We start from the raw sequence: 24,064 nt of genomic DNA, 5'->3' as shown, positions 1-24,064 counted from the left end.
GCCGGTTCGGCGGGAAGATCACGCCCCGGAGGGCGGGCCGGAGGACGCAGCGGCGGTCGCGCCGGGCGGGATGAGCCGCCGGGCGACGAGGTCCGCGAAGACCTCCTGGAGGTGGGAGACGTCATCGGCCGCCGGGTTGACGGCTGCCGCGGCCGGTGCGGTGACGCCCGCGAGGACGTCGTCGGTGCGCGGGGCGGTGAGGGTGAGCGCGGGCCCGAGGTCGCCGGCCGCGGCGTCGCGGGCGGTGAGGGCAGGCAGCGACCAGCGCCGCTCGAGGGTGCGCAGGATGCTGGTGTGGTCCAGCGGCGCCGCGGCATCGGGAGAGCGGAAGACGGTGCCGGGGGCGATCAGCGGGGAGACGAGCACGGTCGGCACCCGTACGCCGAAGCGCTTGAAGTCGAAGCCGTGTTCGCCGATGGTGCCGTCGCCGGGCGCAGTGCTGGTGGCGGGGGGCGGGACGTGGTCGTAGCAGCCGCCGTGTTCGTCGTAGGTGATGACGAACAGGGTCTGGCCCCAGGCCGGTCCGTCGCGCAGGGCCCGGTAGACGTCCTGGATCAGCTGCTCGCCCAACGCGACGTCGCAGATGGGGTGTTCGCTGTTCCCGGTGGGTCCCCAACTGGGTTCGAGGAAGGTGAAGGAGGGCAGGGTCCCGGCCGCAGCCGCCGCCTGGAAGTCGGTGAAGACGCCGAAGTGGTCGGCGGAGGCACCGTGGATGTCGGGGAAGTTCCCGGAGACCAACGGTGCGTCCTGGTAGCCGAAGGCCCGCCAGGACACGTTGGCCGTGGTGAGCCGCCCGAAGATGCTGGGGCAGGTGAAGCTGTGGGTGTGGTCGTCCAGGTGCCCCTGACTGGTCGCCGCGCAGGAGAACGCCCGGTTCGGCAGGGTCTCGGTGGGCACGGAGGCGTACCAGTGGTCGCACACCGCGTAGCCGCGGGCGAGGGCGGAGAGCACCGGCAGCGTGTCCGGGGTGAAGCAGCTCATGATGTCGCCCGGGACGGTGCCGGGGAGGACGGTGTGGTTCGGCCGGGGAGGCTGGTCCAGGATGCCGGCGAAGTTCGTCACGAACCCCTGCATCCCGGCCGCCGGCGGCGTCGGCGGGTCGAGCGTGCCGAAGAGCTGCTCATTGGTCGGGCCGTACCCCTCCCCCGGGTTCGCGCCCGGCATGAAGTAGGGGTGGGGGTCCGTCGCCTGGATGCGGCGGACCGTGACCAGTTTGCCGTTCTGGTCCGGGTTGCTCTCCTGCCCGGTCAGGCCTTCGTACGCCTGGCCGGCGGGTGAGACGTTGCCCTGATCCGTGTACAGGAACCCCAGCATGTGGTCGAAGGAACGGTTCTCCAGCATCAGCATCACCAGGTGCTCGACCCTCTGGAGTCCGTCGCCGCCGGGCATCAGCTTCTCCGTTTACTGGGCAGCCACTGGTCGCGCGGGATGCGGCGCCGTTCACGACGGCTGCCGACGTGCGCCCGGCTGTGGTAGGCGGCGGTGAGCGCGGCGGTCTTCTGGGTCCAGCCGGTGCCCGCCGAGACGTCGAAGACGCCGATGTAGCCGCCGGTGAGGAGTTCGAGCGGCTGCTTGATGGCGTTGCCGTAGTCGAACTGGGTGCCGTTCGCCGTGCGGCTCGGCTGGAACCACGCCGGGTAGACGAAGTCGCTGACCTTGGTGCCGGCGATGTCGTACGCGAAGCTGTCGTCCTCGCACGCGTCGCACACCTCCATGGCGTACAACACCCCTTTGTTGGCGGTCGGTTGGTTGAAGATCACCTGGTTGATCTCCGGGTCGCCGATCATCTCCAGCAGCTCGTGGCTGGCCGTCACGGTCCAGTTCTCGCCGTACTGCTTGTCGGTGCCGGCGAAGACCTTGCCGATCGGCAGGAAGTTCGCCGTCAGGTCGTGGTACCCGAGAGCGCCGGCCTGGTCGGAGTTGTCCAGGACGACCAGCCACCAGGCCTTGTCGGAGAGTGCGCTCGACGCGACGAACGACAGGTCCGCGTCGATCCCCCACGCCGGGGCGAAGTCCCGGTGGACCTGGGTCTGCAGGGCGGGGACCACAGCGCTCACCTCGTTGTCGGTGAGCACGGTGCTCTCGTTGGTCACTTCGATCTTGATGGTGGACATTGCTCCTCCCGATGCCGACACGCGCTGTATGCGTAGGTGATACGTATGTGTCGTAAATGTCGCTTGTATACTTACAGCCTCTGCCGCGCACCGGCGGACGTCAAGACCCCAGGGCAGCCCGGGAGGCACACGTGGAAACCGACTCGACCCCCGACCCCGAGGACGGCCCCGACCCGGGCCCTGCCCTCGGCCGGACCGCACCGAAGCCGCCCGCCCGGGGTCGACTCAGCAGGCCGCGGGTGGTGCGTGCAGCGGTCGCGCTGGTCGACCGCGAGGGCCTGGCCGCGCTCACCATGCGCAGCCTCGCCGTCGACCTGGAGGTGGAGCCGATGGCGCTCTACCGCTACGCCGACGGCAAGCAGGCGCTGCTCGACGGCATGGTGGAGGCCTTCTACGCGGAGGTGAACGAGCGGATCCAGGCGGTCTTCACCGGGCTGCCCCAGCCCGTCGACGGGGCGACCGGCGACTGGCGGGCCCGACTGCACCACGTCGCCCGCGCCTTCCACCAGGTCGCCGACGCCCACCCCGCGGTGTTCCCGCTGGTGGCCACCCGCCCGCTCAGCGTCCCGCTGGCCCGCCGCCCGGCCTCCATGCTCCAGCTCAACGAGCTCGTCCTGACCCTGCTGCACCAGGCGGGCCTCGACGACCGCGCCACCCTGCGGCTCTACCGCACCGTGGTCGGCTGGGCGATCGGCTACCTCCTGGTGGACAAGCGACAGGTGATCGACAACCCCGACGACCCCGAGCCCCTGCTCCGCCTCGGCCTGCACCGCCTCCCCGCCGCCCAGTACCCCCTGCTGCGTACCCTCGCCCCGCTGCTGATCGATCACGACACGGAAACCGAGTTCGCCACCGGTCTGGACGCCCTCCTGGACCGACTCGGCCACTGAGCCCGGCTCAAGGTGCACGGTTCGCGGCGCACGTTCATGTTCATGCCCCGATAGCCATGGGTAGGCAACGGTGCACGGAGCGTAGGCAGCAGAAGGGAACCGGAATGAGCGGTCAGCCGGGCGTGACGACGGACACCGACGGTGTCCAGGCCGGGGCGCGGTACGACGAGGCCGATGTGATCTTCCACGGCGGTGAGATCGTGACGGTCGCGGCCGACGCCCGGGAGTCCGATCCCGGCCCCGAGGCGGTGGCCGTGAAGGACGGTGTCATCGTCCACGTCGGCGGCCACCAGGAGGCCGTCGACCGCTGGCAGGGGCCCCGGACGCAGTTGCGCGACCTCGGCGGTCGCGCGCTGCTGCCCGGGTTCATCGACGCCCACGGGCACCTCGGCGGCATCGGCTTGCAGGCCACCCTCGCCAACCTGCTGGCCGCCCCCGACGGGGACGTCACCGACATCGACTCGCTCCTGGCGAAGCTGCGCGAATGGGCGAGGACCCCGGTGGGCGCGTTCTCCAAGTGGATCATCGGGTTCGGCTACGACGACGCCATGCTCACCGAAGGCCGCCACCCCACCCGCGACGACCTCGACAAGGTGTCCACCACCCGGCCGGTGCTGGCCATCCACCAGTCCTTCCACCTCGGGGCGGTGAACAGCCGCGGACTGCGGGAGTTGGGCTACACCAGGGACACGCCGGACCCGGAGGGCGGCGTGATCCGCCGCCGGACGGACGTCGACGTCCCGCCGCCCGGCGAGCCCGACGGCGTGCTGGAGGAGACGGCCTTCAGTCCGGCCTCCGAAAAGGCGACCAAGGGCCTGCCGTTGACCGCACTGGCCGCTCTCTTCAGCAAGGGCGTGGCGTCGGCCGCGAGCTTCGGCTTCACCACCGTCCAGGAGGGCGGGGCCACGCTGGAGAACCTCCAGGCCCTGCGGGACGCCGCGGCCCTCGTGCCGTTCAAGATCGACGTGGTCGCCTACGCCCGGGCCGACGAGGCGACGGCGTCACCGGAGGAGGACCCGGTCCGGGCGAGCCGGGAGTACCACCGGGGCGTGCGGGCGGCCGGGGTGAAGATGTACCTGGACGGATCCCCGCAGGGCCGGACGGCCTGGCTCACCAAGGCCTACAAGGAACGGCCGGACAACACCCCCGAGGGCTACCGCGGTTACCCCGCCATCGAGGACCCCAAGATCGTCCTCGACCAGGTGCGCACCGCCTACGCCAGGGGCTGGCAGGTGCTGGCGCACGTCAACGGGGACGCCGCGATCGACCAGTTCATCGAAGCGGTCCGGACCGCCGCCGCCGAGGTCGAGGTCGAGCCCGCCGAGGCAGACCGGCGGACGGTGGCGATCCACGCCCAGACCGCCCGCGAGGACCAGATCGAGGCCTTCGACCGCCTGGGCGTCATCCCGTCCTTCTTCTCCATGCACACCTACTACTGGGGCGACTGGTACCGCAAGACCGTGCTGGGGCCGGAGCGGGCCGCGACCATCTCGCCGGCCCGCTGGGCCGTGGACCGGCAGATGATCTACACCTCGCACCACGACGCCCCGGTGGCCCTGCCCAACTCGATCGCCATCCTCTCCAGCCAGGTCACCCGCCGCACCCGCACCGACGAGGTCGTGATCGGGCCCGAGCAGTGCGTGTCGGCCCTGGACGCGGTCAAGTCCATCACCATCAACGCCGCCCACCAGTACTTCGAGCAGGACCACAAGGGCAGCATCGAGGTCGGCAAGCTCGCCGACCTGGTCATCCTCTCCGCGAACCCGCTGACGGTTCCGCCGGAGGAGATCAAGGACATCACGGTCGCCGAGACCATCAAGCGGGGAACCGTCATCCACCCCGTCGGGGCCACCGGCAGCGACGACCTCGAGGCCGGGCTCGCGGTCCCGACCGACTACCAGTGGCACGGCTGTTGCTGACGTCGCGTTCCGGGCTACGGCCGCCCCGGGCCTCCGGGCCCGGGGCGGTCGTTCGGCCGGTCAGCGCGCGAGGACGTGGCCGTCCTCGGGGCGGTGGTCACGGGAGCGGCGCAAGTCGGCGGTGACGTAGGTGCGTTGCAGCCAGCGGTCCGCTCCGTCGTAGCGGGGCCGGAAGGCGGTGCGGCCGTGGACGGTGACGCGGTTGTCGATGACGACCAGGTCGCCGGGTGCCAGGCGCAGGGTGCGGGCGGTCGCCTCGCAGGCGCGGCCGAACTCGGCCAGCGCGGCGGTGGCCCGCGGGGTGAGCGGGGTGGTGACGAGTTGGGCCATCCGGATGTCGGGGTCCTCGACCGCGCCGGACAGCACCGGTCGGGGTTCGGCATCGGCCGGGCCGGCGGCGTCGGGGCCGAAGGAGGGCGGCGGTGTGGTGAGGAACTCCGGTGCGAACAGGGCCTGACGGCTTCCCTCGGTGAGCAGCGGCAGTGCCTGACGGAGGCCGGCGACGCGCATACCGGCGGTCCGGTCGTGGTCGGCGCGCAGGCACAGGAAGACCACGTAGTCGGGCGGGTGGGGGTGGAAGCCGTTCTCGGTGTGGAAGGACAGCGGCACCGATCCGGCGTTCCCGTGGAAGGTCTCCTGACCGGGCACGGGCACGACGTCCTGGACGAGCGCGCCGGACTTCTCGGCCAGGTAGGCGAGCGGTTCGCCGAGTCCGCAGGCCACCATGGTGAGCAGCGCGGCGGGGACGGCGGCCCGGCGTTGGACCGACCCGAGTACGGCCGGTGTCGGGGGCAGGGCCGCCCGGTCGATGGGCAGGCCGCCGATCACCAAGGTGCCGTGCGGGCCGGAGTCGCGTCGGAACCGGCGCACCACCCGGCGCAGCGGCAGCGGGAGTTCGTCCCAGGCCTCCCGGGCCCGGGCCACCCACTTGGGGCTGTCGACCTGGTCGTGCCCGTCGGCGCACAGCGTGCGGGCCAGGCGCTCGCACTCGCCGGCATCGGCCGGGTCCAGGGTCCAGTCGGCAGCGGCGACGGCGGTGCTGTTGTGCGGGGTGCCGGGCATTCGGGGCTCCTGCCGGGAGTACGAACGGAGGGCGGCCGAGCTCAGCTGTGGCGCAGATCGGCCACGGCGTCGGCGATGTAGTGGTCCCCGAAGCGGATCAGGGAGGCGTACTGGGCCGCGCGGCGGTGGCGCATGAGCCGTAGTTCGGCGACGGCGTTGTCGGGGCCTTCGGGTCGCTGGGCGATGGAACGACGCAGGTGCACCATCGAGTACGCGAGGGTGATGTGCCGTTCGGCGTCCACGATGTCGGCTTCCAGGAGGGCGCCCCGCGCCTCGGCCAACTCGGGGGCGCGGGCCGCCAGTTGCTCGAAGGAGTCGGGCAGCGCCGAGAGCAGGTCCTTCATCGCCGCCCGGAACAGCTTGTACCCGCGGTGCTGGCGCCCGCTGAGCGGGATGTCCGTCGACGGGGGCGCCATGGTCTGGCGGATCGCCGCCATGTAGTAGTCGGCCGGGATCGTACTGGCGTGGTTCATGGCCGCCGGGAAGCCGCGCACGTACACCGTCGCATCCGCCAGCCGCCCCAGCGCGGCATCGACGTCGCCGTGCCGAAGTCGGCGGGTGGCGTCGGCCACGGCGACCGCGGCGCAGACGTTGAACAGGACGTGGACCTGGTGCCCGATGAGCCACCGGGCACTCCACGCGCTCTCCAAGGACGCCCCTGTACCGGACTCGGGGACGGCAACCGGCGGGACGGCGTCGGGGTCGGCGCCCGGCGCCGCGCCGGTGAGGTCGAGCACCGACTGCCGCATGCCCGCCAGCTCCAGCGCCAGGTCGGCACCCGACAGCGGAGCCTCACACAGATCCTCCAGGCCTCGGTGGATCACCAAGGCGCCGTGCAGGGCGGCCTGCTGATCCGACAACTCCACCTCGCGGACCCGGAAGTACGACTGACTGGTCGACTCCGCCGGAACGTCCTCACCGGCGAGGGCCGGAGCGATGGCCGCCAGCGCGGCCACCAACTCGCCTGCCGCCGCGGCGGCTTGCCGCAGCCAGGCGGTCCGCTCAACGGGTCGGGCGTGGGTCGCCACCCCGGCCAGCACCTGCGCGGCCCGCCGCGCTTCGTCAGCGACCCTCGGGCCCAGCACCGGGACGGGCCGCCCACCTCGGGGTTCACGGAAGACAGCGACAGCAGGATGACCGGCAACCGGTGATAAGCCCATGGTTGAAGACCTTTGCCAGGAACACGCCACCCGAAACCCCGATCCGACGGCGACTGTCCGGATGAAGCGGGAGTTCAAGGTCGAGGCCACCGTCGGCAAGCCGCAGGTCGTCCACCGCGAAGGCATCCGCCGGAAGGTCGAGGGGATCGAGTACACCCACAAGTAGCACACCGGCGGTACCGACCGGTTCGCGCGCGTCCAGATCTCGATCGAGCCGATCGGGCCGCTCGGGTCCGGCGCCCGTGCCTGCCACAAGGACTCTCAGTCCGTGCCGGACTCCTGGAACTCCACCACGGCCGCGCCGTGTTCGTGAGCCCACCGGGTGAGCACGGCGATCGGCTCCACAAGTGTCCGGCCCAAGTCCGTCAGCACGTACTCGACCTTCCCGCCCTCGGCGCGCCGCTCGACCAGGCCGGCTCCGCCCGCTACCCGCTGGTCGCCCTGGACGACATCGCCTGGTTCGCCCGCCACATGTTCGACCACTGGCAGTCCTGGGGCGCCCGCGACCTCGCAGTGATCGGCGACAGCCTCACCGGCGAGGAGATCGCCGCCGCCTTCGCCCGGGTCACCGGCACCCCCAGCCGCTACGCGCCGATGCCGTACGACGAACTGCGCGCCGCCGTCCCCGGGTTCAGCCACGACTACGCGGCGATGTTCCGGTTCTTCGCCGACCGCGACCTCTACGCCCGGGACCGGGACATCGCCCTCCTGCGCCGCCTGCACCCCGGATTGCTGACCTTCGAGGACTGGCTGCACCGCACCGGCTGGACGGGGTGACCACCCGTCACGTCACGTCCGAGCACGGGCACGCGTGACCGGGGCCGACGCGCCGGGCCCTGGTGCGGGGTACTCCCGCACCAGGGCCCGGGGCTCAGGCGATTCCCAGGGCCCGATTCCCAGGGCCCGGGGCTCAGGCCTCCACGCCGTAGTACTGGGCGAGGAAGCCGATCACGTCGTCGGCATGCGGGAGCAGCTCCGGCAGTTCCCGGGCCAGCGTGGTGCGGATGGCCTCGGCCAGTTCGGGCAGGCCGGTGGCGGCGGACTTCACGTACGGTTCGAGGCGGCGGACGAGTTCGTAGTTGCTCTCCACGTCCAGCTGCCGCATCGCCTTCTCCAGCGGGGGCGCGTCGGCCGGCGGGATGTCGGGCAGCACCCGGCTGACGAAGGTGACCCGGTGCAGGACCCGCCAGCACGGCGGCTTGCGGTCCGACTGGCGGGCCTGGCGCAGCGCCGCCGCGTTGGGGTCGTGCCCGTTCTCCAGCCACAGGGGGTCGACGACCTTGTGGAAGAAGCTGTCGAAGTGCTCGCTGTCCTCCCCGAGGTAGAAGCTGAGGAAGCGGTAGGCGTCGACCTTGCCGGGCACCTTGACGGGCTGTCCGTCGCGGTCGAAGACCGGCTTGCGGTCGCCGTCGTAGCTCTGCAGGTTGCTGCTGGGCGCGACCTCGACCTCCAGTCCGAAGGAGCGGGTGGCCTCCTTGCCGCGGGCCCGGGTGGTGGTCATCCCGCCGCCCACGGAGGCGTCGAGCTGGGCGCCGATGCCGATGCCGGCGATCTGGAAGGAGGTGCCGATCGAGGTGCCGACCGAGCCGGAGAGCGAGTACGAGCCGGCCGTGGTCTCGCTGACCACGTCGGTGGTCTCGGTGGTCTCGGCGAAGAAGCCCCCGGCGGCCGTCCACACGTAGGTGTTGACCAGGTCGCGGCGGGAGAAGCCCTGCCCGGTCGCACTGTCGGTGGCGTCCCGGCCGCGGGCCGGCGAGGCGTCCGCGCCGATCGCGCCGCCGAGCACCCGGCCGGCCCGCTGGGCGAGCGGGTCGGGGGCGTGGGTCTCGGTGGAGACGCTGTCGTAGTAGCTGTGCAGGCGCTGCTGGTCGCGCTGGATGCGGCGCTTGAGCGCGTACGCCTCGCGGGGCTTGAAGTAGCTGTACTCGCCCCGGTCGCGGGCCCCCTGGTAGTCGGGGTCGGCGACCTTGCCGCGGGCGTCGAAGCCGACGGTGCCGTCCAAGGTGCCCTGCTTGGTGTAGCGCGGGTTGATCGGGAAGGGGATGACGTTCCAGTCCTTGGGGATGTCCGGGTTGGGCTGGATGCGGTAGGCCACCAGCGCGCCGCTGTGCGCCAGGCGCAGCGCGAAGACGTCCGCGGTCTGCGACTGGACGACGGCGAAGCCGGTGTTGGCCGGGACGTACCGCCGCCCGGCGGTGGGGTTGAGCACCCGGCCCGGGTCCTCCCAGTGGCCGGTGAGCGAGACCTTGGTGGTCCGGGCGGTGTTCTCGCCCTGGGAGACGGAGGTGTCCTCGGCCCAGCTGTTGGAGAACTCCAGGTTGCCCCGCACGCTCGCGGAGACCCCGCCCTTGGCGATGGACTTGGCGATGCCGAAGCCCAGCGGGGCGGTGATCATCCAGACGTCGACGTCCACCTCGTTGGAGAGCGCGAAGCCGAAGGCGGCGTCCACGCTGCGCTCCTTGGCGGAGGACAGCGAGCGGACGACCTGTTCGGCCTCGGTGAGCTTGACCGTGGCGGCGCCCTCGAAGGTGTCGCTGCCCGGGTCGGTCAGGCCCGCGGTGAGGTTCTCCGAGGGGATCGGTGGGGCGCCCTCGACGTAGCCGATCAGCTGCGGGTCGAACTGGACCTGGCTGACCCACTCGCTGACCAGCTCGCCGACCTTGTAGCCGGTGATGAGGTGCCAGCGGCCGTCCTGGAGGTAGCTGTAGGCGCGCTTGAGGACGCCGAACGCCTCGCCGCGCGAGCCGTACTGCATGTCGGCGTACTCGGCGACCGCCGGGGCGGCCGAGACGCTCTGGTGGAACGGGTTGCGCAGGCCGGCCAGGGCGGAGCGGACCTGGGCGGCGTCGTTGGAGACCGGGGCGGTGGAGAGCACGGTGCGCGGCCGGGTGGCCTCCGGGCCGAGCTCCAGGTGGTTGCCGCGCAGGCCCTCGTCGCGGACCTGGGCGCTGCCGGCCTCGGTGGAGTCCCGGTCGAACGGCCAGTAGGCGACCAGGTCCTCCTTCTCGCCCTTGAGCCGGGTGAACAGGTTGTCCAGCAGCTGCTCGTGGGTACGGGCGGTGCGCCAGATCCGCACCTCCTCCAGCACGCCGTCGAAGGCCTCGACGGGCTTGCCGCCCTTGAGCGCCGCGCCCAGGGTCAGCTGCGGGTCGCCGGCGGCGGCGAAGGCGGCGGTGTCGGGCAGGCCCGGGGTGCCGACCGGGTCGCAGGCCACGGCGACGCCGTTGCGGTACAGCCGGAAGACACTGCCGCGCGGGTCGGGGTTGCGGACCCAGCGGGCGCCGCGCAGCCGAGCGGGGTGGGAGCCGGTGGTGTCGGCCGCCGTGCTGCCCGCGTTCTCCTCGAAGCGCCAGTGCGCGACCAGGCCGCGGTCGCGGGCGGTGACGGCGGTGCCGAGCCGGGCGGCGTCCCGGGCAGCGCCCCAGATCCGGACCTCGGCGAGCACCCCGGCCAGCTGCTGGACGGTGACGCCCTCGCGGGCCCGGCCGAGCTCCAGCGGCGCGTCGTTGCCGCGCGGACCAGGCCCCTCGTAGCGGCCGGCGCCGATCTCCCGGCCGTCCAGGTGGAAGCGGATGTCCTGCCACTCGCGCACGGCGAGCGACTCCACCAGCTCGACGCTCTGGGTGACCGGCTTGCCGTCGGCGCCGGTGGCGGTGATCTGCTTGGTGCCCTTCTGCTCCTGCATCGAGCGGCCGCCCTTGCGGACCACGGCGATGCGGTGGAACTGCCCGGCCCGCACGCCCTCGGTGGAGGTGAAGCGCACGGCCCGGCCGTCGGGCTCCTCGAAGGCGAACTCCAGCCGCCCGTCCGGGAGGACGGCCAGCCGGTACGGCACGCTGCCGCCGACGCCGTCGGCGGTGCGGCCCTTGGAGAGCAGGCCCTGGGTCTCGCCGAGGCGGTCGACGCGGGCGAACACCTCCAGGGTCAGGTCGTCGGCGATGTCCAGCGCGTCGTCGTCCGGGACCTCGAGGTAGGCGTCGCCGGTCAACTCGACCGCCCAGGACTGCTGGTAGGCCAGGGCGAGGTGGCTCCACTCCCGCAGCGGAAAGGTCTCCCGGCTGACCACCCGGCGGTCGCCGACGTGCGCGACGGCCCGGTAGCCGCCGTCGGCGATCGGAGCGCGCGCCGGGACGGGGGTGGGCATGCCGCGCAGTTCGGCGTGCCGGTTGTTCCCGGAGCGGTCGCTCAGCACGGCCGTGGTGCCGGGAGCGGGCGCCGAGTACGTCCAGTAGCCGAGCAGCCCCGTCTCGTTGCCGCTCAGCCGCCGCCCCTGGTCGGCCCGCAGCTCGTCGCCGCCACGCGCCTTGGACCAGAGCCGGACCTCGTCCAGCCGGACGGAGGCGAACTCTCGGGGCCAGCAGGCCACCGTGCCCAAGGAGAACCGGCCCTGCCCGCGGTACGGCGCGTCGGCGGTGCGCCGGGCGATCTCCTGGCCGTCCAGGTAGACCACCTGCTGGCGGGTCTCGCGCTGGAAGACGCAGGCCCAGTGGTGCCACTTGGTGTCGCCGAACACCTGGGTGGTGTCCAGGTCGTCGCCGTAGAAGGCGAAGGTGAAGCGGCCGTTGGAGCGGAAGCCGATGTGCAGGCTCTCGCCGGCCCGCCCCTGGTCGCCGCTGTGGCCGAGCACGTAGTGCGACCGGCTGTCGATCATGGTGCGCTGGGCCCAGAACTCCACCGTGAAGTCGCCGTCGCCGAAGCCGAACGCGCCGGGCACCACGGCGGCGTCGTCCACGCCATCGAAGACCAGCCCGGAGGTCGCCTGGGTGCCGAGCAGGCCCAGGCCGTACGGGGTGTCGCCGGCGTTGGCGTGCAGCAGGCGCACCGGGCCCTCGACCCGCTCCGGGTTGACCCAGGCTTCCAGGGTGAGGTCCCCCGACGTCGCCGCCCGGGGCAGCTGCCCGGCAGGCAGGGCCAGGAAGCGGCCCTTGCCGTCGAAGGCGTAGGCCCGGCCCGGCATGTCGGCCCGCCAGCGCCCGCCGTGGCCACGCACCAGGCCGCCCGCACTGCCCAGCGGCAGTTCGGCCAGGCCCCCGGGGTCGACGGTGATCAGCCGGGAGCCCTCCGCGAGGTTGCTGCCGGGCTGCGAGGACTCGGACCAGCGGTGGTCGTAGCGCACCCGCTGCACGCTCATCCCGGGCTTCAGCAGGGTCTGGTCCGCGCCGGCGCCCAGGCGTAGCGACTTCGAACCGGCGGGGTGGCTGCCCTCGAAGCGGAAGCCATGGCCGCCGACGGTCACGAAGCCGGGGCCGGCCAGCGGGGCGAGGGTGCCCTCGGTGAACTGCACCACGTCGCCGTCGATCCGCAGCACCGTGCCGATCGTGACGGGCTGCTCGGCCGCGCCGTTGACCACGGCGGCGAAGTCCTCGGCCCGGCGGGGCAGGTGCGACCACTTCTCGGTCTGCCCGCCGTGCCGGACGGTGAGGGTGACCTGCGTCGGGCCGTCCCCGGCCTCGACGCTGATCCCGGTCCCGGTGAGGTCGGTACCCGCGTCCCGGGCCGTGAAGGAGACCGTCCGTCCGCCGGCGGTCAGCTGCCGGGAGGAGCGCAGCACCTGGGTGTCGTAGTAGGCGGCGAAGAACTGGCCGTTGGAGCCCCGGAAGTAGAGCACGACGTTGCCGGTGGCGCTGTCCAGCAGGAACGGGCGGTCGGCGGCGCGAGCGAAGCCCAGCAGCGCGCCGGAGCCGCTCAGCCCGGTGCGGTCCACGGCGAGCTGCGGCACCGGCAGGGCGATGTCGTCGGAGCCGCGCACACCGCCGGTGAGCCGGCCCAGCTCCTCCTGCTTGGCGGCGAGGCCGGCCTGCTGGGCGGCCAGGTCGCGGCGCAGCTGGGCGAGCCGGTCCTGCTTGATGCCGAGCAGCTCCAGGCGCTGGGTGAGCTCGGAGATCTGCCGGTTCAGCCGGTCGGTGTTGGGGCTGGACTTCAGCGAGTTGTCGATCCGCTCCAGGATCAGGATGCTCTCGCCGGAGGCGTTCGCCGCCGAGTACTCGTACTGGACGACGCGGTCGCCCTGGCTGTCCCGGGCGGCGATCGGCTTGCGGCTGCCCCGGACGACCAGGCTGTAGCCGTTCCAGCTGTCGAGCGCGAACTGGGTGAAGTCGTTGTCGGCCTCGCGGCGGTACTGGATGAGACGGGCGTCGTTCCCGGTCTCGCGGCCCGCCACGTTCAGGTCGAGGCCGGAGTTGGCGTTCCTGACGAAGTAGCAGGTGAGGCCGTTGAGCGTGGTGCCGGCCGGCTCGAAGGTCCAGATCGTCGACGCGGCCTGCCGGTTGGCGGTGCGCACCACCGGGGCTTCGCCGTCCTTGCTGTCGCCGTTCACCGCGAGGTACTGGTCCTTGCCGTCCTTCTGCAGCTTGAACCGCAGCCGGTAGCGCCAGTAGGTGGGATCGTTCTCCAGCGCGGTGCGCGCCTCGGCGCGTTGGCGCTCGACGTCGGGGATCTCGGCGGTCTCCAGCTGGAGTCGGGTGATCTCGGCCTCGGTGCCGGCGACGTCCCGGGCCAGCTTCGCCACCTGGGCGTCCACCTCCCCGGCCGCGTCCACCGTCCCGCTGGACTCCGGCGCGGCCAGCACCGGCAGCGCCAGCTCCTCCGGGACCTGGGCCAGCCGGCCGTCCCGGCCCACGCCGAGGTCCACGGTGGCGACGAACGCCTCCTCGGTGGCCCGGCCGGTCACCGGGTCGGGCCCGCCGGTGGTGCAGGCGAGCAGCACCCTGGCCTGGCGCTTGACCGGCTTGGACGCCTGGTCGTAGCCGGCCGGCGCGGCCTCCTGCTGGTGGTGCAGCAGCGCGGACAGGCCGGAGACCACCCGGCGCCCGGCGAACGCGAAGGAGCTGCGGCTCACCCCGGAGTCCTCCCCGACCGGGGCCTCCGAAGTGACCCAGGCGGGGCCGCCGCTCAGCGCGGCGTTCCGGGCGTGGTCGGTCTGGTCGTGCAGGGTGCTGCCGGTGCCCTCGTCGAAGCGGTAGTAGACGGCCAGCCCGGGTTCGTTGCCGATCAGCCGGCGGCCGCGGTCGGCGGCGATCTCGGCGCCGCCGCGCGGGCGGAGCCAGATCCGGACCTCGTCGAGCTCGCCGCGCCCGTACGAGCGGATGCCGCGCCCCAGGGTGAGTCCGCCGAGACCGGCGTAGGGCATGTCCGTGGTGCGCCGGCCGAGTTCGACACCGTCGCGGTAGACGATCTGCTCGCGGGTGTCCCGGACGAAGACGCAGGCCCAGTGGTGCCAGTCGGTGTCCGCGGTGCGCTGCGCGATGTTCAGGTCGTCGCCGTAGAAGGCGAAGGTGAAGGTGTCGTCGCCCCGGAAGCCGATGTGCAGGGTGCGCAGCCGGACGCCCTTGGAGGCGCCGTGGCCGATCAGGAAGTCCTCGCGTCCGCCGGTGGCGGTGCGCCTGGCCCAGAACTCCACGGTGAAGTCGGAGTCGGCCAGGTCGAGGGCGCTGGTCGGCAGTTCGGCCAGGTCGTCGACGCCGTCGAAGCGCAGGGCCGTACCCGCCCGGCCGTTCTCGCTCGCCGCGGGGACCAGCGGGCGGCCGGTGAACGGGCAGGTGCCGGGTGCGCTCTCGTAGACGGCGTCCCGGTGGCGCGGGTCGGGGCTGGTCCAGGCCTGGGTGCCCTGGGTGTTGAACAGGCCGTCCCGGCCGCGCTCGACGCTGAAGCCGTCGATCCGGCCGGTGGCGTCGTTGTGCGCGAAGATCTGCCAGCGCTCCCGGCCGTGCACGGCGGTGGGCACCAGCAGGGCGGTGAACCGGCCCTCGGAGAGGTTGCGGACGAAGGACAGCTCCTGGGTCGGTTCGACGAACGGCCGGCCCTCCATGTCCTGGGTGCCGAGGCTGTCCTTGGCGGAGTCCGGGCGGCCCTTGTGCCGGCTGCGCCGGTAGCGGACCTCCAGCACCGGCTTCAACTCACCGCCGGCCAGCACGAACCGGTCGCACAGCAGGGTGGCGTCGACCGCCGGGACCTTGGCCTGACCGCCCGCGGCCAGGTAGTCGGTGCGCGCCGGGTCGCCCGAGGAGCGGGCACCGTCGGCGAGCCGGAACACCGCGTCCGGGTGGTCGGCGCGCACCGACTGGCGCAGCACGTACAGGTGGGTGCCGTCGGAGAGGACGTGGAAGGGGGCGGCGGCGCCGAGCCGCGCCGTGCTGGACAGGAACCGGTCCAGCTCCTGCTCGTCCAACCGCTCCGCCGCGTCCGCCTCGACCCGCCCGCCGCGCTTGACGACGGGCATCCGCACCGTGCCCGCCACCGCGTAGCCGACCCGCGCCACCTCGACGGGGAAGCGCAGCGGCAACGGGTCCTCCGACCAGTAGGCCGCGTCCGCCTCCCCCTTCGCCTCGTCGTGCTGCGACAGGTCCAGGACGCTGTAGACGATGCGCCGTTGGTCGTCCATCGCGAAGGCGACCGTACTGCCCTGGTGCCGCACGGTCGTGGTGTGCACAAAGGCCCGGTCGCTGTAGACCTTCGCCAGGTGCTGCATCTCCGTCAAGCCGCCACCTCATGCCGGGTGGCCGCAGGACTACCCACGGCCACGTGATCAACACGGAACGTGCCCACGCTTTCACCGGATGTGACTGCCCATCAAGATACTTTCGCGCCACGGCACATGGCCGATCGCGCCATCCCCGGGGCGGCCCGGGCGTTCTGTGCGGCCCGGTCAGCTCGTGTACATCTGGACGGTCTTGACGATCACCAGGATCACCGCGAGGACCAGGTAGCCGCGCAGGGTGAGCAGGCCCGCCTTGCACAGGGCGGAGAACTGCGGTCGGGGCAGGGTGTCCAGGGCGGGGGTGCGCCAGCGGGTCCGGTCAGCCCATGATGACCAGCAGGGCCCTGATGCGTTGCCCCAACGAACCGCCGGTAGGGAGGGTTGTTACCGCATACCGGAGGCGTACGAGAGCACGCGGGAGCAGGGGTGACTACGGCCCGGACCACTGCAGTCCTTGTTCTCGCCCCCTCCCGGCCGGGGGCGCACCGAGTGTGCGCCGCATCGACACGGCAAGGAGCGTCCCGGCGCACGGAAGCGACCGGTACTCAACCTTGACCCGTACGGACGACGACGGCGGCGGTGGACAGCCGGCGCCCCGGCCGAAAGCCCTGATGGCGCCCGGCCCGGATGGTTCTGACGGAACTACGGGAGGCCCGTCGCCGTGCGGACGAGGTCGGCGACGGCCCTGGACCGGCTGTGCGGTGGCCAGGCGATCACCGTGGTGACCTTCGGCGCGTCCAGCACGGGCACCGCGGCGAGGTCACCGTGCAGCTGGGACCGGCATGACTCCGGTGAGACCGCGCAGGCCCGGCCGAGTGCGACGAGCTGCAACAACTGGGCGTGGTCACGGACTTGGGGGCCGGGGCCGGGCGGATAGCTGCCGTCGGGGCCGGGCCAGCGCGGCAGGGGCAGGCCCGGCAGCCCGGTGAGGTCGGCCAGGTGCAGATGGGCCCGGAGGGCGAGCGGATGCCCGGCCGGCAGGACCGCCACCTGGCCCTCCGTGCCGAGCTCCTCGGTGTGCAGCCCGGCCGTCGAGTCGAACGGCCGGTGCAGCAGCGCCACATCGGCCCGGCCCTCGCGCAGGAACCGCCCCTGCTCGGCCGGGCCGCACAGGATGACCTCCACGGGGACCGCGCCCGGTTCGGCGGCGTACGCGTCGAGCAGTCTGGCCAGCAGTGCGCTGGACGCGTTGGCCTTGGTAACCAGGACCAGGCCGGGACCGCCGGTCGCGGGGAGGGCGGCGCGGCGGGTCCGGCGCTCGGCGGCGTCGACCGCCTCCAGCGCCGCCCGGCCCTCGACCAGCAGCACCGAGCCGGCCTCGGTCAATGTGACGGTGCGGCTGGTCCGGTCCAGCAGCGCGGCCCCGAGCCGGCGTTCCAGCTGCTGGATGGCCCGTGACAGCGGCGGCTGTGCGATGCCCAGGCGCTGCGCGGCGCGCCCGAAGTGCAGCTCCTCAGCGACAGCGACGAAATACCGCAGTTCCCGCGTCTCCATGCGGCCACGCTACCCCTGATCGATACCCGCACGGTATCGGTGCCCACCCGATCGGTCTTGGACCTCCGCCGGGGACCGGGCGCAGCATGGTTCCCATGAGCGAACGAACGATTGCGCTGGTCACCGGCGCGAACAAGGGAATCGGCTACGAGATCGCCGCGGGCCTGGGCGCCCTCGGCTGGAGCGTCGGCGTCGGCGCCCGCGACGACCGGCGCCGCCTGGCCGCGGTGGAGAAACTGCGCGCGGCCGGCGTCGACGCGTTCGGCGTCCCGCTGGACGTGACCGACGACGCGAGCGTGACCGCCGCCGTACAGCTGATCGAGGACCGGGCCGGGCGCCTCGACGTGCTCGTCAACAACGCCGCCATCACCGGCGGCATGCCGCAGGAGCCCACCCGGGTCGACCCCGCCACCATCCGAACGGTCGTGGAGACCAACGTGATCGGCGTCATCCGCGTCACCAACGCGATGCTGCCGCTGCTGCGCCGCTCCGCCTCACCGCGGATCGTCAACATGTCCAGCAGTGTCGGCTCCCTCACCCGGCAGTCGGCGACCGGCGGCGAGCAGTCGATCGGTCCGGTGGCCGTGGCGTACGCGCCGTCGAAGACCTTCCTGAACGCCGTCACCCTCCAGTACGTCCGGGAACTGAGCGGCACGAACATCCTGATCAACGTCGGCTGCCCGGGCTACGTCGCGACCGACCTCAACGGCTTCCGCGGCGTACGCACCCCCGAACAGGGCGCGGCGATCGCCGTCAAACTCGCCACCCTGCCCGACGACGGCCCGACCGGCCAGTTCTTCGAGGACGCCGGCCCGGTGCCCTGGTGACGGCAGCGGCTCCGGACGGCCACTCCCCCGTTCGGCCTATCAGATGAAATTGCGCGCGGCAGCGCCGAAAGCTCCAAAAAGGGAATCCCGAGGTCCCGAATATTCGTGATATTCGGACGACACGGAATTGCGACGCCTCGACGCCCTTTTCCCTCGCGAATGCGAGGGGCTTTCCGCGGTGCGTGATCAGCGCGGCTAGCGTGGCTGGTGGCGGCCCGAAAGCCGCGGTTTCCACGACCGACCTGAGTGAGGCGTACGTCCATGAGCCTGAGCATCCGCAACCAGATCCCCGGCACCGTCACCTCCGTCACGGCCGGCGAGGCCATGTCCACGGTGAAGGTCCGCCTGGCGGGCGGTCAGGACATCACCGCCGCGATCACCACCGACGCGGTCAAGGACCTCGGCATCGCCGAGGGCGCGGCCGTCAAGGCGCTCGTGAAGTCCACCGAGGTCTCCCTCGCGACCGGCCCGGTCGAGGGCATCTCGATCCGCAACCAGCTCGCGGGCACCGTCACCGACGTCGCGACCGGCGGGGCCATGGGCTCCGTCAAGGTCACCGTCGAGGGCGGCGAGCTGACCGCCGCCATCACCAAGGACGCCGTCGAGGCCCTCGGCCTCGCGGCCGGCTCCTCCGTCGTCGCGCTGATCAAGTCGACCGAGGTCTCGCTCTCGCTCTGATCCGCGCCTCTCGACGGCCGCGGGCCCCGCACCCGGGACGGTGCGGGGCCCTCGGCCGCCTCCTCGGCGCATCAACGCGTCGGCGCGTCGGGGCGTCGGGGCGTCGGGGAGTCGGGGAGTCGGCGCGTCAGGGCGACTGCTCCGGGGCGCGGATCAGTAGACGTCGCGGACGTACCGCTTGTCGCTCCCGAGTTGCCGGACGTACGCGGCGGCGGCCTCCTCGCCCAGGCCGCCGTGGGTGGCGACGATCTCCCGCAGGGCCCGGTCGACGTCCTTGGCCATCCGGCCGGCGTCGCCGCAGACGTAGAAGTGGGCGCCGTCCTGGAGCCAGCGCCACAGGCGCGGGCCGTGTTCGCGCATCCGGTCCTGGACGTAGGTCTTGTTGCGCTGGTCGCGCGAGAACGCGACGTCCAGGCGGTCCAGGTGACCGGACGCCAGGTGCGCCTCCAGCTCCTCGCGGTAGTAGAAGTCGGTGGCTTCGCGCTGCTCGCCGAAGAACAGCCAGTTGGGGCCGGTGTGGCCGCGGGCCTGACGGTCCTCCAGGAAACCGATGAACGGCGCGACGCCGGTTCCCGGGCCCACCATGATCATCGGCGTGGCCGAGGCGGCGGGCGGGCGGAAGTGCGGGGAACGCTGGACGAACACCTGCACGGGGCCGTCGTCGGCGCAGTCCGCGAGGTAGCTGGAGCAGACGCCCTTGCGATCGCGGCCGAGGTCGTTGGTGTAGCGGACGACGGACACCGTGAGGCGGACTTCGCCCGGGTGCGCCAACGGGCTGGAGGAGATCGAGTACAGCCGCGGCTGGAGCCGCTTGAGCACGCCCGTCCATTCCGCGGCGGAGGCCCGGACGGGGAAGGCGCCGATGACGTCCGCGGCCTGCCGGCTCCAGCTCCACTTCGCGAGTTCGCCCGTGTTCCCGGGCCGCAGCAACCGTCTGAGGTCGCGGTCTCCGCTCCGCTCGGTGACGAACCTGAGCAGGTCCGGGGTGAGACGGGCGATGTCGAGGCGGGTCCGCAGGGCCTCGCCCAGCGGGATGTCCCCGGCCCCGGGCAGGGAGACGGTCTCATCGGGGTCGAGACCGGTGAGGGCCAGCCACTCGGCGACGAGTGCGGCCCCGTTCGCGGGCCAGACGCCGAGCGCGTCGCCGGCCTCGTAGGCGAGTTCGCCGCCGCGGGTGTCGAAGGCGAACTGCCGTACCTCCTTCTGCGATCCGGGCAGACTCAGCACCCGGTTGCCGATCAGGAGGGTCGCGAAGGGGGCGGACTTCGAATACGTGACGGGTACGGCCGGTCCGGCGGAGGGGACCGCGTTCGGCGCCGCGGCGGCCCTGGCGAGCGCGGCGGTGACCTCGGTGAGCCACTGCGCGGCGGGCTCGTCGTCATCGGGTTCGCAGTCGGTGCGCGGGTGCAGGCGGGTGGCCCCGAGTTCGGCGAGGCGTTCGTCCAGCCGGCGGCCGTGGCCGCAGAAGTCGTCGTAGCTGGAGTCGCCGAACGCCAGGACGGAGTACCGCAGGCCCTCCAGCCGCGGGGCGTCCGGGGCGCTGAGGCCCTGCCAGAAGTGGGCGCCGTTGTCCGGGGCGTCGCCGTCGCCGAAGGTGCTGGTGATGATCAACAGGTCGGTGTCGGAGGTGAGTTGCTCGGGGGTGGCGTCGGCCATGACGAACAGGGTGGGGGTGTGGCCGGCCTCGGCGAGTCCGGCGGTGGCGGTGACGGCGTACTCCTCGGCGTTGCCGGTCTGCGAGGCCCACAGGACGAGCAGGGTCCGGGCCGGGGCGGCGGTGACGCTGGGAGAGACAGGTCCGGTCGTCCCGGGGGCGGGCGCGGCGGGGGCGGCGGTCCGCGAGAACATGCCGGCCAGCACACCGTTGACCCACAGCGCCGTCCCCGGGTCGAAGGGGGCGTCCGCAGGCAGCACCGGGACCCCGTCGGGCGGGGTGTGGGCGACGCCGGAGAGGTATCCGGACAGGTAGCGGCGCTCCGGCTCGGCGAGGGCCGGCGGGGTGAGGTCGGCGATTCCGAACAGCGCGGCGGCGGCGGAGACGGCGGCCGACGGACCGCCGGTCACGGCCGGGGGTGCCGGGTCGGCACCGGCCGGGGCAAGAGCAGCGGCGGCCTCAGGCACGGGTGCGGCCTCCTCGGCTGTCGGAGCGGGAACCACGCGCATCGAGACGGCGCAGGCCTTGAGTTCGGGCTGGAAGGAGATCGGGTCGACGGCGTCATTGGTGACGGCGTTGACGGAGAGGTACTCGCCGAAGAGGTCGTTCCAGTGGAACGGCGCGAAGCAGTTCCCGGGACGGACGCGGTCGGTGACGACGGCGGGCAGCACGGCGCGGCCGCGACGGGAGGCGAGCTCGATGCGGTCGCCGTCCCGGGCGTCCATCGCGACGGCGTCCTCGGGGTGGATCTCGACGAACGGACCGGGGTTGAGCTTGTTCAGCTTGGCGACCTTGCCGGTCTTGGTGAGGGTGTGCCACTGGTGCTGCAGTCGACCCGTGTTGAGGACGAACGGGTAGTCGTCGTCGGGGAGTTCGGCGGCCGGCAGGTGCGGGCGGGCGAAGAACCGGGCGCGTCCGTTCGGCGTCGGGAAGTTGAGCCGCGGCCGGGTGCCGTCCTCCCGCTCCAGGAGGTCCTGGCTGGTCCCGTCGTTGAGGTAGCGGATGGGGTTGCGGTCGGGCCCGCCCGGTGCGGCGGGCCACTGCACCGGCGTCCCCCGCAACCGTTCGTAGCTGACGCCGCGGAGGTCCCAGCCGGTCCCCGGGTTCCAGGCCTGCTTGAGCTCCTCGAAGACCTCCTCGGAGTCCGCGTAGGTGAAGGCGTCGGCGAAGCCCATCGCGCAGGCGACGCGGGCGATGAGCTGCCAGTCCGGGGTGGCCTGGCCGGGCGGGGTGACCACGCCGGGTACCAGGGTGAGGTTGCGCTCGGAGTTGATCATCACGCCGTCGGACTCCGCCCACAGCGTGCCGGGCAGGACCACGTCCGCGTACGCGTTGGTCTCGGTGTCGGCGAAGACGTCCTGGGTGATGACGAGGTCGGCGGCCTCCAGGCCGGCGATGACCGTCCTGCGGTTGGCCACCGAGGCGACCGGGTTGGTGCAGATGATCCAGCAGGCCTTGATGTCGCCGGCGGCCATCCGCTCGAACATCTCCACCGTGCCGCGCCCGACCTCGGTGCGCAGCGCGCCGGACTCGATGCCCCAGAGGTCCTCGATGAAGGCGCGGTCGGCGTCGACGAGGACGGAGCGCTGGCCCGGCAGGCCCGGTCCCATGTAGCCCATCTCGCGGCCGCCCATGGCGTTGGGCTGGCCGGTCAGCGAGAGCGGGCCGGCCCCCGGCCGGCAGATCGCGCCGGTGGCCAGGTGCAGGTTGACCAGGGCGTTGGTGTTCCAGGTGCCGTGGGTGGACTGGTTGAGGCCCATGGTCCAGCAGCTCATCCAGTCGCCGGCCTCGCCGATCCACCGGGCGGCCTGCCGGATGTCCTCCTCCGGGATGCCGGTGATCCCGGCGACCGCGGCCGGGGCGTAGTCGGCGAGGAAGTCCGGCATGCCGTCCCACCCGTCGGTGTGCTCGGCGATGAACTCCTCGTCGGTGTGGCCGTTCTGGACCAGCAGGTGCAGCAGACCGTTGAGCAGGGCGAGGTCGGTGCCGGGCTTGATCTGCAGGAACAGGTCGGCCTTGTCGGCGGTGGCGTTGCGGCGCGGGTCGACGACGATGAGCTTCGCCCCGCTGGACTTGATCCGGTCCGTCATCCGCAGGAACAGGATCGGGTGGCAGTCCGCCATGTTGGCACCGATGACGAGGAACGCGTTCGCGCGGTCGAAGTCCGCGTACGAGCCGGGCGGGGCGTCCGCACCGAGCGAGAGCTTGTAGCCGCTGCCCGCACTGGCCATGCACAGACGGGAGTTGGACTCGATCCCGTTGGTCCGGACGAACCCCTTGGCCAGCTTGTTCGCCAGGTACTGGGCCTCCAGGCTCAGCTGCCCGGAAACGTAGAACGACAGCGCGTCCGGGCCGTGCTCGTCCAGGATCGCCCGCAGCCGGCCGGCCACCGCCGCGACCGCCGCGTCCACGTCGGCGGGCACCGCCGCCTCGCCGCGGGCAGCGCGCACCAGGGCCGTCTCCAGGCGCCCGGGGGCGGCGAGCAGGTCGGCGTGCGTCGCGCCCTTGGTGCACAGCCGGCCGCCGTTGGCGGGGTGGTCCTTGTCGCCCGACACCTTCACGACGGTCCGGCGGCCGCCCGCGTCCCGCCTCAGGTCCAGCACGATCCCGCAGCCGACCCCGCAGTACGAGCAGACCGTTCGTGCCCGGCTCCCGTCCGTCCCTGCCACCGTTGCCCCCTCACCCGCGCGAGTGCCGGGGCCCGTCCATCGCGTCCGCCGGCAGCCGGGTACCGCACTCCGGCAGGGGCTCACCGTAGGAACCGGGTGTTGCGGCCGACGGCGGAGATCGCTTCGGCGCTGTTACGGGCCCCGCACCGCGCGCGGTCCGGGCTGTGAGGAAGGACCGCCGTGGCCCCCTATGGTTACGCGTGGGAGTGGTCGTGCTCCTGCTGGAGCTCGTACTCGTCCCACCCGGGGAACGGGTCCTCGAACGCCGTCCAGACGCGGGGCCCGGCCGCGTGCTCGGCGTCGTCCAGCAGGCAGCGGGTGAGCGCGGCGCGCAGCTCGTCCTTACGCAGGCCGGTGCCGATGAAGACCAGCTCCTGGCCGCTGTGCACCTGCTCATCGCCGAGACCGGTCAGCGCCGTGGCATCGGCCAGACCGGCCGGGTACGTGGGCGGGCTCATGATCGGGCGCATGCCGGAGGGCTCGAACCGGGCGACCGAGCCCGCCTGGGACCACAGACCGGTGACGGCCGACCGGGAGGCCAGCCAGAAGAAGCCCTTCGAGCGCAGTACGGTGCCGAACTCCCCCGCGTCGAGGCGCTCGCTCACCAGCTCCCAGAGCCGGCCGGGGTGGAAGGGCCGTTCGGCGCGGAAGACCAGGCTGGTGATGCCGTACTCCTCGGTCTCCGGCACGTGGTCGCCGTTGAGCTCGGCGACCCAGCCGGGGGCCTCCTGGGCCTTGGCCAGGTCGAAGAGGCCGGTGCCCAGGAGCTCGGCGGGCGGGACGCGCCCGCCGGTCGCACGGACGATCCGGGCCGCGGGGTTGAGCCGGCCGAGCGTGGCGGCGAGCCGGTCGGCCTCCTCGGCCGTGACCAGGTCGGTCTTGTTCAGGACCAGCACGTCGGCGAACTCGACCTGGTCCATCAGCAGGTCGCTGACGGTGCGTTCGTCGTCCTCGTACTGGTCGAGGCCGCGGGCGGTCAGCTCGTCGCCGCCGCGCAGTTCGGGCAGGAAGTTCGCGGCGTCCACGACGGTGACCATGGTGTCCAGACGGGCCACGTCGCCCAGGGTGGCGCCGTCGTCGCGGGCGAAGGCGAAGGTGGCCGCGACGGGCATCGGCTCGGA

The 24,064-nt window shown here is 72.6% G+C and carries 13 protein-coding genes; 5 read left to right on the top strand and 8 right to left on the bottom strand.

What is annotated here, in order from left to right:
* Positions 1 to 18 precede the first annotated feature (18 nt).
* Both ACFVXG_RS37775 and ACFVXG_RS37770 read right to left on the bottom strand, forming a co-directional pair.
* Positions 19 to 1,389, bottom strand: coding sequence for an alkaline phosphatase family protein (locus ACFVXG_RS37775; RefSeq protein WP_387934430.1), 1,371 nt, complete (start codon positions 1,387 to 1,389; stop codon positions 19 to 21).
* Complete coding sequence (locus ACFVXG_RS37770) at positions 1,389 to 2,114, bottom strand: hypothetical protein (RefSeq protein WP_387934428.1); 726 nt, start codon at positions 2,112 to 2,114, stop codon at positions 1,389 to 1,391. The genes ACFVXG_RS37775 and ACFVXG_RS37770 overlap by 1 nt, the downstream gene beginning before the upstream one ends.
* A 131-nt stretch (positions 2,115 to 2,245) precedes the next feature.
* Between ACFVXG_RS37770 and ACFVXG_RS37765 the strand changes: the two genes are divergently transcribed.
* Both ACFVXG_RS37765 and ACFVXG_RS37760 read left to right on the top strand, forming a co-directional pair.
* On the top strand, positions 2,246 to 3,004 hold the full coding sequence (locus ACFVXG_RS37765; protein ID WP_387934426.1) for a TetR/AcrR family transcriptional regulator: 759 nt from the start codon (positions 2,246 to 2,248) through the stop codon (positions 3,002 to 3,004).
* Positions 3,005 to 3,108: 104 nt separating this feature from the next.
* The gene (locus tag ACFVXG_RS37760) at positions 3,109 to 4,923 is read left to right on the top strand and encodes an amidohydrolase (RefSeq protein WP_387934424.1); all 1,815 of its coding nucleotides are present in this window, start codon (positions 3,109 to 3,111) and stop codon (positions 4,921 to 4,923) included.
* A 60-nt stretch (positions 4,924 to 4,983) separates the two neighbouring features.
* Here the strand turns inward: ACFVXG_RS37760 and ACFVXG_RS37755 are convergent, their stop codons facing one another.
* The gene (locus ACFVXG_RS37755) at positions 4,984 to 5,985 is read right to left on the bottom strand and encodes a TauD/TfdA family dioxygenase (protein WP_387934422.1); all 1,002 of its coding nucleotides are present in this window, start codon (positions 5,983 to 5,985) and stop codon (positions 4,984 to 4,986) included.
* Between the two features lie 41 nt (positions 5,986 to 6,026).
* Positions 6,027 to 7,070: a hypothetical protein gene (locus tag ACFVXG_RS37750; protein ID WP_387934420.1), complete on the bottom strand. Its 1,044-nt coding sequence runs from the start codon at positions 7,068 to 7,070 to the stop codon at positions 6,027 to 6,029.
* 378 nt (positions 7,071 to 7,448) lie between these two features.
* Between ACFVXG_RS37750 and ACFVXG_RS37745 the strand changes: the two genes are divergently transcribed.
* The gene (locus tag ACFVXG_RS37745; protein ID WP_387934419.1) at positions 7,449 to 7,922 is read left to right on the top strand and encodes an NmrA family NAD(P)-binding protein; all 474 of its coding nucleotides are present in this window, start codon (positions 7,449 to 7,451) and stop codon (positions 7,920 to 7,922) included.
* Positions 7,923 to 8,055: 133 nt separating this feature from the next.
* On the opposite strand, the gene ACFVXG_RS37740 is transcribed toward ACFVXG_RS37745, so the two are convergent.
* Both ACFVXG_RS37740 and ACFVXG_RS37735 read right to left on the bottom strand, forming a co-directional pair.
* Positions 8,056 to 15,612 carry a LamG-like jellyroll fold domain-containing protein gene (locus tag ACFVXG_RS37740; protein ID WP_387934520.1) on the bottom strand — a complete coding sequence of 2,519 codons (7,557 nt, stop codon included), beginning with the start codon at positions 15,610 to 15,612 and terminating at the stop codon, positions 8,056 to 8,058.
* A 651-nt stretch (positions 15,613 to 16,263) separates the two neighbouring features.
* Positions 16,264 to 17,115, bottom strand: a complete 852-nt coding sequence (locus ACFVXG_RS37735; RefSeq protein WP_387934417.1) for a LysR family transcriptional regulator — start codon at positions 17,113 to 17,115, stop codon at positions 16,264 to 16,266.
* Positions 17,116 to 17,210: 95 nt separating this feature from the next.
* On the opposite strand from ACFVXG_RS37735, the gene ACFVXG_RS37730 reads away from it, so the two are divergent.
* Together ACFVXG_RS37730 and ACFVXG_RS37725 are read left to right on the top strand one after the other, a co-directional pair.
* Positions 17,211 to 17,942 (top strand): SDR family oxidoreductase, encoded by a 732-nt coding sequence (locus ACFVXG_RS37730; RefSeq protein ID WP_387934415.1) that lies wholly within the window; start codon positions 17,211 to 17,213, stop codon positions 17,940 to 17,942.
* 261 nt (positions 17,943 to 18,203) lie between these two features.
* The gene (locus ACFVXG_RS37725) at positions 18,204 to 18,620 is read left to right on the top strand and encodes a molybdopterin-binding protein (RefSeq protein WP_387934413.1); all 417 of its coding nucleotides are present in this window, start codon (positions 18,204 to 18,206) and stop codon (positions 18,618 to 18,620) included.
* Positions 18,621 to 18,773: 153 nt separating this feature from the next.
* Here the strand turns inward: ACFVXG_RS37725 and ACFVXG_RS37720 are convergent, their stop codons facing one another.
* On the bottom strand, positions 18,774 to 22,943 hold the full coding sequence (locus ACFVXG_RS37720) for a molybdopterin-dependent oxidoreductase (protein WP_387934411.1): 4,170 nt from the start codon (positions 22,941 to 22,943) through the stop codon (positions 18,774 to 18,776).
* Positions 22,944 to 23,137: 194 nt separating this feature from the next.
* Positions 23,138 to 24,064 (bottom strand): GTP-binding protein (locus ACFVXG_RS37715; RefSeq protein WP_387934409.1); only part of this gene is annotated, 927 nt, incomplete at its 5' end.

It is taken from the genome of Kitasatospora sp. NPDC058162 (assembly GCF_042884005.1).
Lineage (GTDB): Bacteria > Actinomycetota > Actinomycetes > Streptomycetales > Streptomycetaceae > Kitasatospora.
The sequence above is the reverse complement of the archived record's forward strand: the minus strand, read 5'-3'. Positions and strand labels throughout refer to the sequence as shown.